This window comes from Streptomyces sp. NPDC028419 (assembly GCF_055565515.1).
This window is the reverse complement of the sequence record NZ_JBVHUE010000002.1, coordinates 415,271-430,233: the sequence shown is the minus strand read 5'-3', so window position 1 is coordinate 430,233 and position 14,963 is coordinate 415,271. Positions and strand designations below refer to the sequence as shown.

Annotated in this window: 11 protein-coding genes; 2 read left to right on the top strand and 9 right to left on the bottom strand. The window is 73.5% G+C overall.

Annotated features, from left to right (window positions below):
- Window positions 1-101 precede the first annotated feature (101 nt).
- Entirely contained in the window at window positions 102-2,264 is a 2,163-nt protein-coding gene (gene fusA / locus ACZ4UB_RS04250) for an elongation factor G (protein ID WP_468068126.1), read from the bottom strand.
- 454 nt (window positions 2,265-2,718) lie between these two features.
- Between fusA and ACZ4UB_RS04245 the strand changes: the two genes are divergently transcribed.
- Window positions 2,719-5,376, top strand: coding sequence for a SpoIIE family protein phosphatase (locus tag ACZ4UB_RS04245; RefSeq protein WP_468068125.1), 2,658 nt, complete (start codon window positions 2,719-2,721; stop codon window positions 5,374-5,376).
- 111 nt (window positions 5,377-5,487) lie between these two features.
- Here the strand turns inward: ACZ4UB_RS04245 and ACZ4UB_RS04240 are convergent, their stop codons facing one another.
- From ACZ4UB_RS04240 to ACZ4UB_RS04210, 7 genes are all read right to left on the bottom strand, one after another.
- Window positions 5,488-5,868: a peptidase inhibitor family I36 protein gene (locus tag ACZ4UB_RS04240; RefSeq protein WP_468068124.1), complete on the bottom strand. Its 381-nt coding sequence runs from the start codon at window positions 5,866-5,868 to the stop codon at window positions 5,488-5,490.
- A gap of 232 nt (window positions 5,869-6,100) precedes the next feature.
- Window positions 6,101-7,513, bottom strand: coding sequence for an FAD-dependent oxidoreductase (locus ACZ4UB_RS04235; protein WP_468068123.1), 1,413 nt, complete (start codon window positions 7,511-7,513; stop codon window positions 6,101-6,103).
- A gap of 85 nt (window positions 7,514-7,598) precedes the next feature.
- On the bottom strand, window positions 7,599-8,531 hold the full coding sequence (locus tag ACZ4UB_RS04230) for a 2-dehydropantoate 2-reductase (protein WP_468068122.1): 933 nt from the start codon (window positions 8,529-8,531) through the stop codon (window positions 7,599-7,601).
- Window positions 8,528-9,070 carry a winged helix-turn-helix transcriptional regulator gene (locus ACZ4UB_RS04225; protein WP_468068121.1) on the bottom strand — a complete coding sequence of 181 codons (543 nt, stop codon included), beginning with the start codon at window positions 9,068-9,070 and terminating at the stop codon, window positions 8,528-8,530. The genes ACZ4UB_RS04230 and ACZ4UB_RS04225 overlap by 4 nt, the downstream gene beginning before the upstream one ends.
- A 53-nt stretch (window positions 9,071-9,123) precedes the next feature.
- Window positions 9,124-10,380, bottom strand: a complete 1,257-nt coding sequence (locus ACZ4UB_RS04220) for an ATP-binding protein (protein ID WP_468068120.1) — start codon at window positions 10,378-10,380, stop codon at window positions 9,124-9,126.
- Window positions 10,381-10,392: 12 nt separating this feature from the next.
- Window positions 10,393-11,118 carry a two-component system response regulator CseB gene (gene cseB / locus ACZ4UB_RS04215; protein WP_468068119.1) on the bottom strand — a complete coding sequence of 242 codons (726 nt, stop codon included), beginning with the start codon at window positions 11,116-11,118 and terminating at the stop codon, window positions 10,393-10,395.
- Between the two features lie 60 nt (window positions 11,119-11,178).
- Complete coding sequence (locus ACZ4UB_RS04210; RefSeq protein ID WP_468068186.1) at window positions 11,179-12,096, bottom strand: endonuclease/exonuclease/phosphatase family protein; 918 nt, start codon at window positions 12,094-12,096, stop codon at window positions 11,179-11,181.
- Window positions 12,097-12,513: 417 nt separating this feature from the next.
- Here ACZ4UB_RS04210 and ACZ4UB_RS04205 point away from each other — a divergent pair, with 417 nt between their 5' ends.
- A complete protein-coding gene (locus ACZ4UB_RS04205) occupies window positions 12,514-13,878 on the top strand; it encodes an FAD-dependent oxidoreductase (protein WP_468068118.1) in 1,365 nt (454 codons plus the stop codon).
- 256 nt (window positions 13,879-14,134) lie between these two features.
- Here the strand turns inward: ACZ4UB_RS04205 and ACZ4UB_RS04200 are convergent, their stop codons facing one another.
- Window positions 14,135-14,917, bottom strand: a complete 783-nt coding sequence (locus ACZ4UB_RS04200) for an ABC transporter ATP-binding protein (protein WP_468068117.1) — start codon at window positions 14,915-14,917, stop codon at window positions 14,135-14,137.
- Window positions 14,918-14,963 lie beyond the last annotated feature (46 nt).

Here is a 14,963-nt window from a genome sequence, read left to right as displayed (position 1 = left end):
TCAGTCGAATTCGGGGCAACCGCGGGACACCACCGCGGGGCCCCCGCCCGAAGGCGGGGGCCCTGCCCGTTCCCGAGGTTCCCGACGGGAACGAGGGCCCGCTAGCCGGCCGTCAGCACCTGCTCGCGCACCGTCGCCGGTACGGGGGCGTACCCCGTCGGCCGGGAGGTGAAGGTCCCCCGACCCTGGGTCCGGCTGCGCAGGCGCGACGCGTAGCCGAAGAGTTCGGCCAGCGGCACGGCCGCCGTGACGGTCGTGGTCCCGGTCCGGGTGACCGAGCCGGAGACCCGGCCGCGCCGGGCCGCCAGGTCACCGAGCACGCTGCCGACCGCGTCCTCGGCCACGGTGACGACGACCTCGACCACCGGTTCCAGCAGCTCCATCTCGGCCGCGCGCAGCGCCTCGCGCAGGGCGAACCGCCCCGCCGCCCGGAAGGCCATCTCCGAGGAGTCCTTGGAGTGCGTGGCCCCGTCGGTCAGCGTGACCCGCAGCCCGGTCACCGGATGGCCGCCGAGGGGACCCTCGACGAGCGCGTCCCGGCACCCGGCCTCGACCGCGCGGACGTACTCCTGCGGCACCCGGCCGCCGACGACCGACGACCGGAAGACGAGTCCGCCGTCGCCGCGGCCCGCTGCGTCCGGGGCCTCGACGTCCCGGTCCTCGACGTCCAGGGGCTCGACGTCGATCACCACGTGGGCGAACTGACCGGCTCCGCCGTCCTGCTTCACGTGGCGGTAGACCAGCCCGGACACCCCGCGCGCCACCGTCTCCCGGTAGGCCACGCGCGGCCTGCCGACGTCGACGAGCAGGCCGTGGCCGCGCCGGAGCTTCTCCACCGCGACCTCCAGGTGCAGCTCGCCGAGACCCGACAGCAGGGTCTGACCGGTCTCCCGGTCCGTCCGCACGACCAGCGAGGGGTCCTCCTCGACCAGGCGGGCCAGCGCCGTGGACAGCCGTCCGGTGTCCGTGGCGCCGCGCGCCTCGACCGCCACCGACACCACGGGCGCCGCGACCGTGGGCGGTTCCAGGAGCAGCGGTGCGCCCGGTGCGCACAGGGTGGCGCCGGCGCGGGTGGACTTGAGCCCGACCACGGCGACGATGTCCCCGGCCACGGCCCGGTCCACCTCGGCGTGCCGGTCGGCCTGCACCCGCAGGATCCGGCCGATGCGTTCGGTGCGGCCGGCCGTCGTGTCCAGCACGGTGTCCCCCTTCCTCATCGTTCCCGAATAGACGCGCAGGCAGGTCAGCCGCCCGGTCGCCGTCGCGTTCACCTTGAAGGCCAGCGCGGCGAACGGCGCCGAGGGATCGGCGGCGCGTTCCTGCTCCGTCCCGTCCAAGGTGCCCCGGACCGGCGGTACGTCCGTCGGTGCGGGCAGGTACGCCACCACGGCGTCGAGCAGCGGCTCGACGGCCCGGTCGCGGTACGCCGATCCGCACAGCACGACCACGCCATCGCCCCCGTGGGTCAGCTCGCGCAGGGCGGTGACCAGCGTGGCCGGGGTGAGCGCCGCGGTGGCGCAGTACTCCTCCAGGGCGACCGGGTGCAGCTCCGCCACCTGCTCCTCCAGCAGGCGTCGTCGGCGCAGCGCCTCCTCGCGCAGCTCCTCGGGCACGGCGAGCACCTCGCAGGTCTGCGGACCACTGCCGGTGGCGGCGGTGGCGGCGCTCCAGACCAGCGCGCGCATCCGGACGAGGTCGACGACGCCGGTGAAGCCGTCCTCCCGCCCGATGGGCAGCTGGACCACCAGCGGGACGACGTGGAGTCGCTCGCGCAGCGAGGTGACGGCCGCGTCGAGGTCGGCGCCGACGCGGTCCATCTTGTTGACGAACGCGATGCGCGGCACCCGGTGCCGGTCGGCCTGACGCCACACGGACTCGCTCTGCGGTTCCACGCCCGCGACGGCGTCGAAGACCGCGACGGCCCCGTCGAGCACGCGCAGGGACCGCTCCACCTCGTCGGAGAAGTCGACGTGTCCCGGTGTGTCGATCAGGTTGATCCGGTGACCGTCCCAGGTGCAGCTGACCGCCGCCGCGAAGATGGTGATCCCCCGGTCGCGTTCCTGCGGGTCGAAATCGGTGACGGTGGTGCCGTCATGGACCTCGCCGCGTTTGTAGGTGGCGCCGGTGGCGTAGAGGACCCGTTCCGTGAGGGTGGTCTTCCCCGCGTCGACGTGCGCCAGGATGCCGAGGTTGCGGATCGCGGCGATGCCGTTCGCGGTGCTCGCGGTGGTCGTCATGATCGTGGTGGTGGGTTCGGTGCGCATGGCCCGAGGCCTTTCCGAGGTGTGCGGCAAGAGGGCTGCGCGATGGCGGGCGGAGCTGCGGCGGCGGCCCGCGGGCACGCCGCGGGACCGGATCACCGGTCGGAGGGGAGGAAACCTGCACCCGTCGCCCGGACGTCCGGTGACGGCCGCGCAGCCGTCACCGGGAAACCGAGGACACCAAGATCACGTCGTACCGCGACCGGGGAACGAGGACGGTGGTGTGCTCACACACGGCCCTGCTCCCCTCGTTCGGTGGATCGACGACATGCGCACCGCGATCTCGTGGCGGCACGCAGTAGCGAGTGTAGGGAACCCGTCCGGGCACGGCACCGGGTTTTTCCGGCCCGTCCGCGCCACCGGACCGCGTGGGAAACGCCGTCGGTCGTACCCCGGGCGCCCGGCAGTGCTACAAAGGGTTGGTGACCCATCCTTGCAACCCGTACCGGGGACGTCGGTGCGGTCACTGAGCCGGAACCGCCGGCGCAGCGTCGCCCGACAGGTCTTCATCCTCCAGGTGGCGATCGTGGTGCTGCTCGCGGCGGGTGCGGTGCTGGCCCTGCTGCTCCAGTCCCGCCACGACGTCGACCGCGAGGCCCGCAACCGGTCGGTGGCGGTCGCCCAGACCTTCGCGCACTCCCCCGGCCTGCTCGACGCGCTCCGCGCTCCCGACCCGTCGAAGATCCTCCAGCCGCTCACCGAGGTCGCCCGGAGGGACGCGGGGGTGGACTTCATCGTCGTGATGGACACCCACGGGATCCGCTACACCCACCCGCTGCCCGACCGGATCGGGAAACGGTTCGTCGGCACGATCGAGCCCTCCCTGGCCGGCCGGGTGCAGACCGAGAGCGTGCGGGGGCCCCTGGGCAAGGAGATCCAGGCCGTGGTGCCGGTCTTCACCGACGGCGACAGCGGGCCCGTCGTGGCCCTGGTCTCCGCCGGGCTCACGGTGAACAACGTCACCGGCGTCTTCGACCGGCAGCTCCCCGTCATCCTCGGGGCCAGCGCGGCCGGCCTCGGTCTGGCCACGGCCGGCGCGGCACTGATCAGCCGGCGTCTGCGACGGCAGACGCACGGGCTCGGGCCGCTGGAGATGACACGGATGTACGAGCACCACGACGCGGTGCTCCACGCCGTCCGCGAGGGCGTGCTGATCACCGACGGCACGGGACGGCTCCTGCTGGCCAACGACGAGGCGAAACGGCTGCTGCGGCTGCCCGCCGACGCCGAGGGACAGCTCGTCGGAGAGCTGCCGCTGGACGGGCACGTGGCGGACCTGCTGCTGTCCGGCCGGGTCGCCAGCGACGAGGTGCACGAGGCCGGGGAGCGGCTGCTGGTGATCAACCAGCGGCCGACGCGTCCCGGCGGCGGGCCCGAGGGCGCGGCGGTCACGATCCGGGACTCGACCGAGATGCGCGTGTTGAGCACCCGCGCCGAGGCGGTCCGGCGGCGGCTGAAGCTGCTCTACGACGCCGGTGTGGGGGTCGGCACGACCCTGGACGTGGAGCGGACGGCCCAGGAGCTGGCCGACGTCTCCGTACCGCGCTTCGCCGACTTCGCGACCGTGGAGCTCGCGGAGGCGGTCCTGCACGGTGACGAGCCCACCAACGCGGCTCCGGACCTGCGCCGCACCGGGTTCAGCGGGATCCGGGACGACGTGCCGCTCTACCCGCGCGGCCGGCTGATCGTCTTCGCCCCCTCCACCCCGCAGGCACGGGCCCTGGACACCGGGCGGGCCGAGCTCATCCCCCGGCTCGCCGACGCCGCGGGCTGGTACGCGCAGGAGCCGGCGCGGGCCCAGTCCATCCTCGACTACGGGGTGCACTCGCTCATCACCGCGCCGCTGAAGGCCGGGGGCGTGGTCCTCGGACTGGTCAACTTCTGGCGCTCCGACAAGCCCGAGCCCTTCGACGAGGAGGACCTCTCGCTCGCCGAGGAACTCGTGGCCCGGGCGGGGATCACCATCGACAACGCGCGGCGCTACACCCGCGAGCACGCCCTGGCCGTGACCCTCCAGCGCAGCCTGCTGCCGCGCGAGCTGCCCGAACAGAGCGCGGTGGAGGTGGCGCACTTCTACCTGCCCGCCCAGTCCGGCGTGGGGGGCGACTGGTTCGACGTGATCCCGCTGCCCGGCAGCCGGGTCGCGCTGGTGGTCGGCGACGTCGTCGGCCACGGACTGCACGCCGCGGCTGCCATGGGGCGGCTGCGCACCGCCGTGCTCAACTTCTCCTCCCTGGACCTTCCCCCCGACGAACTGCTGTCCCGGCTGGACGACCTCGTGCAGTACATCGGCCAGGGCGGCGAGGGCGGGGCCGACACCGGCCTGCTGGGCGCGACCTGCCTGTACGCCGTGTACGACGCGGTGACCCAGACGTGCACGGTGGCGCGGGCGGGGCACATGCCCCCGGTGCTGGTGCGGCCGGACGGCGCCGTGGAGATCCCGGAGCTGCCCGCGGGGGCGCCGCTGGGACTGGGCGGTTTCCCCTTCGAGTCCACGGAACTCCAGCTGGGCGCGGGCACCCAGCTGGTGCTCTACACCGACGGCCTGATCGAGGACCGCAGCCGTGACATCGACGAGGGGCTCGACCTGCTGCGGACCGCCCTGGCCCACACCGATCCGGAGTCGAAGCCGCAGGACACCTGCCGGACGGTCCTCGCGGCGCTGCTGCCCGCGCGGCCCCGCGACGACGTGGCGCTGCTGGTCGCCCGTACGTCGGCCCTGGACCCGGACCGCATCGCCGAGTGGGAGGTGCCGTTCCACGCGAGCGCCGTCGCGTCGATGCGGGCCCGCGCGGTGGCGAAGCTGGCGGACTGGGGCCTGTCGGAGCTCTCCTTCGCCACGGAACTGGTGCTGAGCGAGCTGATCACCAACGCCATCCGGCACGGCGCGCAGCCGGTCCGCGTGCGGCTCCTCTTCGACCGTGTGCTGACCTGCGAGGTGTTCGACGCCAGCAGCAGCTCGCCCCGGCTCCACTACGCCACCACCACGGACGAGGGCGGTCGTGGACTGTTCCTGGTCGCCCAGCTCAGCCGCCGCTGGGGTGCCCGGTACACGCCCGAGGGCAAGGTCATCTGGTCGGAGCAGCCGCTGCCGGGGCCCCCGCAGGACGACTGAGGCCGGGTGCCGGCCGGGGGTTCCCGGCCGGCACCCGGCCACGGGCCGGAGCCCGCCGCATTCATCACCACCACGCATTCGGTAATTCAATGCTGGATTACCGAAGGGGCGTCATTGCGGCTTGAAGGAACGGATCTGATAACTGCCCTGGAGATTTCCGCTGCCGCCGGAGGGCGTCGAGCCGACGCGGTTGTTGTAATTGGTTCCGGTGTAGTACTGCTTGCGCTGGCCCGTGCTGTTGGCGACGGACCGGACGTTCTGGCCGCTCCGGATGAAGCTGCAGTCGTCGGCCGTGTTCGCGCGCTGGGCGCTCTGCCACTGACAGCGCGTTCCGGTGCCGTCCCAGCCGCTGTAGATGCAGAACCAGCCGGTGGAACAGTTGTAGGCGGTCGGGCCGGGCGGAGCGGCCGGGGCCGCGAAGGCGACGGGGGCCGTGCCGAGGGCGGCGACCAGGGCCAGGGAAGCCATGACGAGGGGACGGGCGATGCGCATGATGGAATCGATCCCTCTTCCATTTCGAAGCGAATGTTTCGTGGATCGTTCGCATCATGGAGGCGTCCGCGGCGCGCGCCCAGTGCCCCTTTCGTGAGAACGACGCATTCGCGCCGCGCCCGGATCCTGGGTAATATCCCCGGACCTGCCGCGCAGGCGCGTCCGGGGATTTCCGTTCCGTCCGAAAAACCATCCGCCATATGGGTTCGCACCCCCGTGGGTGCGCCCCCGGTCAGCTGGGCGTGCGCCGGGGCGCTCCGCGCTGGGACAGCGCCTGGGCGACGACCTTGCGCACCACCGAGGGGTGGAAGAGCGTCGCGGGCGAGGCCACCATGTTCACGACCCCGACGAAGCGGGTCCACACGCGCGGGTCCCGGGCCGACACCGCGAAGAGGTGCTTGTTGTACCAGTGGGCGATCCGGGCCGGGAGCGGCTGGCCGTCGCGGTTCCACATCAGGTCGGAGTTGCTCGACAGCGTCCAGGGGGCGACCAGCAACCGGGCCACCCGCCCCTGGTAGCGGCGGCTGAGCCCGTCCAGACCACGGCCCTTGACCCGCAGCTCGGTCACCATGCCCTGGAGGAGCTCGGCCTCCATCGCGGCCACGGTGAGCCCCTGACCGTAGACCGGGTTGAACACGCAGACCGAGTCCCCCACGGCGAGCAGGCGCTCGGGCCAGGCCTTGCTCCGGTGGAAGAGGTTCCACTGGTTGTTGACGTTGACGTAGCGGTGGACGCTCTCCGGGCGCTCCCGCTGTTCGAGCTGGCCCGCGAGGTGGGGGTTGCCCAGGCTCCGGGCGAAGCCGAGGTAGCCGTCGTCGTCGGTGGGCGGCGCCTCGTCCCCGAAGCCGAACAGGGAGCACATCCAGCGGTTGTTCTCGACGGCCAGGATGACGCCGCCACGGGAGATCCGGGGCGCGAACGTCATCTGGTAGGCGATGTCGAAGTCCGGCGGGTTCTTCTCGGGCCGGTCGAAACTCATCGAGGTGTAGGTGATCTTCGCCTTGACCACACGTCTGCCGGGCACGGGCACCCCCAGGTCGGCGAGGCGGCGGTCCAGTCCGCCGGCGCGCCCCGAGGCGTCGACGACCAGGTCGGCCGCCAGCTCGACGCTCTCCCCCGCGCCGTCCGAGCCGTCCGCGTCGTCCGCGCCGACCACCCGGTAGGTGACGCCGCCGACGCTGCCGGGCCGGCCCGCGACCAGGGCCTCGCAGCGGGCCGAGGGCACCAGCCGCACACCGGGCAGGGCCATCACCCGCCGCCGCAGCCTGCGTTCGAGCTCGTCGCGGGTGAAGGACTGGACCCGCACCCCCGTCCGGCAGCGCGGCGCGAGCCCGGCGGGCAGCAGGAAGTCGATGCGCTCCCCGTAGTCGAAGACGGGCGCGCCCCGCTCCTCCATCTCGGCGCGCAGGCCCGGGAAGAGCGCCTCCAGGACCTGTGAGCCCTTGGCCAGTACGGCGTGGGCGTGGTAGCCCTGCGGCGCGTGCGGATGGGTGCCGGTGTCCTCGTCGACCGCGTCCCGCTCCAGGATCACCACCTCGCGGAAGTGATCCGCCAGGACGCGGGCCGTGACCAGCCCCGCGTGCCCACCCCCGACCACCACGGCCGTGCCCCACCGGTCGCCCCGCGTGCGCATGCGTTTCCCCATGATCCCCTCCCTCTCCGTCGACTTGTTACCCGACGACTACACCGGGTAACCCGCACGGGAGGGGGACGCGGTCGCTCGGCGCGCGCTACTCCTTCGTCACGCGACGCTGGTGCACGCGCAGGTGCAGGGTCGCCAGTTCCAGCAGCGGGACCGGGACCGACAGGGCGCGGGCGCGCGCGATCAGGTCGCCGAAGAGGTGCTCGACCTCGGTGGGACGACCGCCCTGCAGGTCGCGGTAGATCGAGGGGGTGAGGGGGGAGCCCGCGGTGGTGACGGTCGCGGCCGTCGCGGCGCGTTCGGCTTCGGGGACCGGGTACCCGGCGGCGGCCGAGACCGCGGCGGCCTCCGCGAGGACCGCCCGACCCAGCTCCGCGCCCCCCGGGGCCGCGTTGACCTCGCCGACGGAGCCCCGCATCAGGCAGGTGACGGCCGCGAGGGTGGTGATGAAGACCCACTTGTGCCACATCGCGGCGACGATGTCCTCGACGTCGGGGCTGGTGATCCCGGCGCCGTTCAGTGCCTCGCGGATCTCCCGGACGCGGGCGGAGGGGATCGCGGACGTGGGGCCGCTCTCCCCGACGAGCAGGGCCCGGGGCGGTGCCATGCGCAGGATGTCGCCGTCGTCGTCGAGGGTGGTGACGACCTTCGCCACGCCGCCCAGCACGGCCCGCTCCCCGAACCGCGCGCCGAGGGAGTCGAGGTGGGCCATGCCGTTGAGCAGCGGGACGATGGTCGTGCCGGGGCCGACGGCCGGGGCGAGGTCGTGCGCCGCCGCCGCGAGCGCCGTCGACTTCACCGAGAGCAGGACCAGGTCGTAGCGGCCCGAGAGCGTGTCGGCCGTGGCGAGCCGGGGTTCGAGGACGAACTCCTCGCCCTGTCCGCTCACCCGCAGCCCGCGCGCGCCCAGCGCGGCGGCGCGGCCGGGGCGCACGAGGAAGGTGACGTCCTGCCCGGCCCGGGCGAGGAGGGCGCCGAAGTAGCCGCCCGCGGCGCCCGCGCCGACTGTCAGGATTCTCATCTGGAAGGTCCTTTCGTGAGGGGCAGCGGCCGCAGCAGGCGGTGCGGCCGGTGGAGGGCGGCGGTGACCGGGTCGTCGTCCGGGGACGGCGGCGCCAGCCCCGGGCCGGGCACCAGCACCAGGTCCGCCGCCTCGACGGGGGCTCCGCACCCGGTGCACCGGCCGTCGGGGGCGACGTACGCGTCGTCGTCGGCGTGCCGGAAGGCGCGGCGGGGGCCACCGGGCGCGGGGTGGTGTTCCTCGCCCCACAGGGTGAGGGCGCGGACGGCCGGCCAGAGCCCGACGCCCTTGTCGGTGAGCACGTAGACCTCGCGCTTGCCGCCGTCGGGCACCCGGGCGAGCACCCCGGCCCGGGTCAGGCCGGTGAGACGGTCGGTGAGGACGGCGCGCGGGACGCCGAGGTGGGCGACGAAGTCCGCGAACCGGCGCACCCCGAGGAAGGCGTCGCGCACGATCAGCAGCGTCCAGCGCTCGCCGATCACCTCCAACGAGCGGGAGAGCGCGCAGGCTTGGCCCTGGTAGTCGCGAGGGAGCGTCATGGCGCCACCCTACCCAAAGAGTTCGGTGACCGAACCGAATTTTCGTACCCGGATCAGGCCTTCGGCGCCGCGGAGGTCAGGTCGAGGGTGGCGACCGCGCCGCCGTCCGGAGCGTTCGCGAAGTCCAGCCGGGCGCCCAGGACTTCGGCCTGACCGGCCGCGACGGTCAGCCCCAGGCCCTGGCCGCGCCCCCGGTCGGCGGCCCCGGTGCGAAAGCGCTGCGGCCCCTCGTCGAGCAGGATCGCGGGGAAGCCGGGGCCGTGGTCCCGGACGACGATCCGCGCGCCGGTGACGGTGATCTCGACGGGGGCCGCGCCGTGCCGGTGCGCGTTGGTGACGAGGTTGACCACGATCCGTTCCACCCGCCGCGGGTCCGTCTGCACCACGCGGTCGTCCTCGACCGCGACCCGGTCGCCGGCGGCGGTCCGGCGCACCACGTCCACGACCAGCTCGCCGAGCGGCACCGCGTCGAGCCGGGCCCGCTCCGCCCCGGCGTCGAGCCGGGAGATCTCCAACAGGTCCTCGACCAGGGCGCCGAGCGTGCGCACCCGGTCCCGGACCAGCCCGGCCGCCTCGTCGTCGTCGGGGAGCAGCCCCGCTGCGGTGACCAGGCCCATCAGCGGGGTGCGCAGTTCGTGCGCGACGTCGGCGGTGAACCGCCGCTCGGCCTCCAGCTTGCGTTGCAGCGCGGCGGCCATCTCGTCCATGGCGGCGGACATCTCGGCGATCTCGTCCCGGGCCCGTCCCCGGACCCCGATCCGCGCGTCGAGGTCGCCGTCGGCGATCCGTCGGGCGACCCGGGCGCCGCCGCGCAGCCGCCGGTTCATCGGCTCGGTGGCGAGGGCCGCGAGCGGAACGACGACGGCGAGGGCGGCGAGTACGGACGTGACGATGCTGCGGTCCAGGAGTTGGAGGCCGCGCACCTCCATGCTCATGTCCGTCCGCAGGACGAGCACCCGGTCGCCGGCGACGGGCCTCGCCGCCCACAGCCAGTACCAGTTGGGGGCCTTCACGTCGTACCAGGTCGCGTAGAGGGCTCCCGGTTCCTTGCGCGCGAGCTCGCGCGCGAGCGGGGCGTCGAGCTTCCCGGGCGCCAGCACCTCGACGTCGAGCGGCACCTTGCCGGTACGGTCGTACTCCCGCTCCGCCGCGGCCAGTCGGGTGGAGATCCGGTCGAGGCCGGCCTGCCGCCCGCGCTGCGCCGTCGCGTCGTGCACGAGCACGCCGATGACGGCGGCGACCGCGCAGCAGGCGGCGGCGGTCAGCGCGGCGACCTTCCAGCGCAGGGCGCGGGGGTTGAGGAACGCCATGGCGGCCGGCCCTCAGCCGCGGACGAGCTTGTAGCCGAAACCGCGGACGGTCTCGATCCGCTCCGCGCCGATCTTCTTGCGCAGCCGCAGCACGCAGAGGTCGACGACGCGGGTGTCGCCCTCCCAGCCGTAGTCCCAGACGTCCCGCAGCAGTCGCCGGCGGTCGAGCACGGCGCCGGGCGAGCCCGCGAACTCCAGCAGGAGGCGCAGCTCGGTGGGGGTGAGCGGGACGGGCAGGCCCGCCCGGTGGACGGCCATCCCGAGGGTGTCCACGGTGAGGTCGCCGAAGGTCAGCACGGCGGGCGGCGGCGGGGCCGCGGCGTCCGCCTCCGCCGGCGACCGGGTCGGGACGAACGTCGCGCGGCGCAGCAGGGTGCGGATGCGGGCGACCAGGACGGCGGTGTCCACGGGCTTGACGACGTAGTCGTCGGCGCCCGCTTCCAGCCCGGCGACCACGTCGAGCGCGTCACCGCGCGCGGACATCATCAGGATCGGTACGAGGCTCTCCTCGCGGATCCGGCGGCACAGCCCGATCCCGTCCAGCTGGGGCAGCATCACGTCCAGGATCAGCAGGTCGTGCCCGCCCGCCCGGAACGCCTCCAGGCCGTCGAGTCCGTCGCCGGCGACCGCGACCCGGTATCCGTAGCGCTCCAGGGCCAGTTGGACGGCGCGCCGGATCGTGGCGTCGTCCTCGACGAGGAGGATGCTGACGGGGTCCGGGCCCCGGGTTTCCGACATGTCATCCACCTGTCGGTATTCGGACGTCGTCCCCCGCATCGTAGCCAGGGTTCCCACCGGTCAGAGCCTCAGCGCGGCCGCGACCGGCAGGTGGTCGCTGCCGGTGGCGGGCAGGGTCCAGGAGGAGACGGGGGCCAGCCCCTTCGTCATGACGTGGTCGATGCGGACCACGGGGAAGGACGCGGGCCAGGTGAAGCCGAAGCCGTCGCCCGCCTCCCGCTGCGCCGACCGCAGGGGCGAGGTCAGCGCGCCCAGGGCCGAGTCGTCGACCGAGCCGTTGAAGTCGCCGAGGACGATCACCCGGGGCAGCGTTTCCGCGCGCAGCGCCTGCGCCAGCTTTCCGGCGGCTTCGTTGCGGCGCGCCGTGGTGAAGCCCGCGGTCGGGAGGACCCGTACCGAGGCGAGGTGCGCGGCGTAGACGGCGACGGGCCCCTTCGGGGTGTCCACGGTGGCGCGCAGGGCGCGCGTCCACGGCATGATCGGCACCGCCTCCACGTCGGTCAGGGGGCGCTTGCTCCACAGGCCGACCCCTTCGCGCACCTCGTGGTAGGGGTAGGCGCCCGCCAGTTCGCGCGCGTAGGTCGGCGCGGACTTCCTGGAGAGTTCCTCCAGGGCCAGCAGGTCGGCGCCGGAGGCGGCCAGGGAGCGGGCGGTGCCCACCGGGTCGGCGTTCCCCTCGTCGACGTTGTGGCTGACGACGGTGAAGTCGCCGCCCCCGGCGCGCTTGTCGATGAGCGCCGGTCCCTGGACGCAGGCCCAGGCGACGGCGGGGACCAAGGCGGCCGCGGCCGCCGGCCGGGAGCGGCGTACGGCCGCCAGCGCGAGCAGGACGGGGACGGCGAGCCCCGTCCAGGGCAGCAGGGTCTGGAGCAGGCTGCCCAAGTTGCCGAAACCGTTCGGTACCAGGTCGGGCAGGACCATCAGCAGGGCGCAGAGCAGCGCGCCGACCACGATCGCCCGACCCCGGCGGGGCGGCACGGCGCGCGGACCGGTCGGGTCGGGGCCGGTCGGATCCGTCGGGGTCGGAGCGGACGGCTCCGTCGAGGGGTTCGGGGAACTCGGTGGAGAACTCAGCACGGAAACAACCGCCTCCTGGTGTCGTGTACACCGGCCGCCGGGTACCCCCACAGCCTGGTGGAGGATGCCTTCTGGCTGGTCAGGGGCGTGCTTCGGGCACCGCACGACCGTGTTTCAGCCGGGTATCGGCGGCGGCGCGGGCGCGCCGGAGATTGTGTCACTTACCGCCATTTGCTTATGTCTGACATTCTTGTTTGGATTTTGGCGGCGGGTCATAAGCGCGAGTTATGGACCCATAGGTCGCCACCGGCTACCGGGGACCCGTCGAGCGAGCTTGTCTCGAACCATCCGTCCCCGTTGCCTGGAGGAACGTCTCGCATGTCCCGCCCCATCCGTGTAGCGATCGTCGGCGCCGGTCCGGCCGGCATCTACGCCGCCGACGCCCTCCTGAAGTCCGACGCCGCCCAGGCTCCGGGGGTCTCCATCGACCTCTTCGAGCGGATGCCCGCCCCGTTCGGGCTGATCCGCTACGGCGTGGCGCCGGACCACCCGCGGATCAAGGGCATCGTGACCGCGCTCCACCAGGTGCTCGACAAGCCCCAGATACGCCTGTTCGGCAATGTGGACTACCCGGGCGACATCGCCCTGGACGAGCTGCACCGCTTCTACGACGCCGTGGTCTTCTCGACCGGCGCCACGGCCGACCGGGCCCTGGACCTGGCCGGCTCCGACCTGGACGGGTCCTACGGCGCCGCGGACTTCGTCTCCTGGTACGACGGCCACCCGGACGTCCCGCGCACCTGGCCCCTGGAGGCCGAGAAGGTCGCCGTCCTCGGCGTGGGCAACGTGGCCCTGGACGTGGCCCGGATCCTGGCCAAGACCGCGGACGAGCTGCTGCCCACCGAGATCCCGCCGAACGTGCACGCCGGGCTGGGGACGAACAAGGCCGTCGAGGTCCACGTCTTCGGCCGGCGCGGACCCGCGCAGGCCAAGTTCAGCCCGATGGAGCTGCGCGAGCTGGACCACTCCCCCACCATCGAGGTCATCGTCAACCCCGAGGACATCGACTACGACGAGGGCTCGATCGCCACCCGCCGCGCCAACAAGCAGGCCAACATGGTGGCCTCCACCCTGGAGAACTGGGCCATCCGCGACCCCGGCACCCGGCCCCACAAGCTGTTCCTGCACTTCTTCGAGTCCCCCGAGGAGATCCTCGGCGAGGACGGCCGCGTGGTCGCACTGCGCACCGAGCGCACCGAGCTCGACGGCACCGGGAACGTCCGCGGCACCGGCCGCTTCACCGATTGGGACGTCCAGGCCGTCTACCGGGCGATCGGCTACTACTCCGACGAGCTGCCCAAGCTGCCCTTCGACCCGCTCTCGGGCACCGTCCCGCACGAGGCGGGCCGGGTGATCGGCGCCGACGGGACCCATCAGAGCGCCGTCTACGTCACCGGCTGGATCAAGCGCGGCCCGGTCGGTCTCATCGGCCACACCAAGGGCGATGCCAACGAGACCGTCGCCTGCCTCCTGGAGGACCACGCCGGCGGGCGCCTGCCCGGCGCGACCGACCCGGAGCCGGACGCCGTGACGTCCTTCCTGGGCGAGCGCGGCGTGCGCTACACCACGTGGGACGGCTGGCACCTGCTCGACGCCCACGAACGGGCATTGGGCGCCGCGGAGGGCCGCGAGCGCGTCAAGGTCGTCGAGCGCGACGAGATGCTCCGCCACAGCGGCGCCTGAGGGACGGAGCCTGCGGGACGCGGCCCGGGGCGGGCGGTCCGGGGGCGGGCGGCCCGGTTCACGGCCGGCCGCTCCCCGCCGCGGTGGGCGCCCCGATGGGGTGATGCTCCGGCGACGGAAGGGCTACGGACGGGATCCGAACGGGCTCGGCGCCAGTCCCGGCGCGCGTCCCCGCACGCGTCAAGCGGAATCCGGCCGGGGCAGGCCGGATCGGCAGGCTGCGCCGGGTGGCGGGCGGGGCCCGGGCCCGGGCCGGTCAGGCGTGCGCGCCCGCGCCCACCGCCGCGTTCCCGTCGCCGCCCAGCGCCGGCGCCCCCTCCTCGCCCGTCTCCACCACGCGGCCGTCGCGCATCTCCACGACCCGGTCCGCGAGGTCCATCAGGGCCGGGTCGTGGGTGGCGACCAGAACCGTCACGCCCTCGCTGCGCACCACGGCGCGCAGCAGCTCCATGATCGCGTGGCCGGTCTCGGAGTCGAGCTGGCCGGTGGGCTCGTCGGCGATGATCAGGTCGGGGTCGTTGGCCAAGGCGCGTGCCACGGCGACGCGTTGCTGCTGGCCGCCGGAGAGTTCCCCCGGCCGCTGCGCCGCGTGGTCGGCGAGGCCGACGAGCGCGAGCAGGGTACGTACCCGCTCCTCGCGCTGCGCGGCCGCGACCTTGCGCAGTCGCATCGGCACCCCGACGTTCTCCGCGGCGGTCAGCACCGGTATCAGGCCGAAGGACTGGAAGACGAAACCGATGCGCTCGCGGCGCAGGGCCAGCAGCCCGCCCTCGTCGAGTCCGGTCAGGTCCGTGCCGTCGAGGCGAATGGCTCCGCTGGTCGGGGCGTCCAGGCCGCCGACCAGGTTCAGCAGGGTCGTCTTTCCGGAACCGGAACGCCCCTTCAGCGCGGTGAGCTCGCCTCTTCGCAGCTCGAAGGAGACTCCGCGCAGGGCGTGCACGGCCTGTTCGCCGGTGCCGAAGCTGCGGTGCACGTCGTCGACCACCACCATGGGCGTCGCCGATTCGCTCCCGTGCTGCGTGGTCGTGGTCGTGGTCATGGAGCCCCCAATGTGGTTACCGATATCCGCATTTGCTCATCCCTTT

Bases quoted from the DNA above. Each gene is read 5' to 3' on its own strand.
- fusA (WP_468068126.1), bottom strand. From the start codon at position 2,264: ATGCGCACCGAACCCACCACCACGATCATGACGACCACCGCGAGCACC.
- ACZ4UB_RS04240 (WP_468068124.1), bottom strand. From the start codon at position 5,868: ATGCGCATCGCCCGTCCCCTCGTCATGGCTTCCCTGGCCCTGGTCGCC.
- ACZ4UB_RS04235 (WP_468068123.1), bottom strand. From the start codon at position 7,513: ATGGGGAAACGCATGCGCACGCGGGGCGACCGGTGGGGCACGGCCGTG.
- ACZ4UB_RS04230 (WP_468068122.1), bottom strand. From the start codon at position 8,531: ATGAGAATCCTGACAGTCGGCGCGGGCGCCGCGGGCGGCTACTTCGGC.
- ACZ4UB_RS04225 (WP_468068121.1), bottom strand. From the start codon at position 9,070: ATGACGCTCCCTCGCGACTACCAGGGCCAAGCCTGCGCGCTCTCCCGC.
- ACZ4UB_RS04220 (WP_468068120.1), bottom strand. From the start codon at position 10,380: ATGGCGTTCCTCAACCCCCGCGCCCTGCGCTGGAAGGTCGCCGCGCTG.
- cseB (WP_468068119.1), bottom strand. From the start codon at position 11,118: ATGTCGGAAACCCGGGGCCCGGACCCCGTCAGCATCCTCCTCGTCGAG.
- ACZ4UB_RS04205 (WP_468068118.1), top strand. From the start codon at position 12,514: ATGTCCCGCCCCATCCGTGTAGCGATCGTCGGCGCCGGTCCGGCCGGC.
- ACZ4UB_RS04200 (WP_468068117.1), bottom strand. From the start codon at position 14,917: ATGACCACGACCACGACCACGCAGCACGGGAGCGAATCGGCGACGCCC.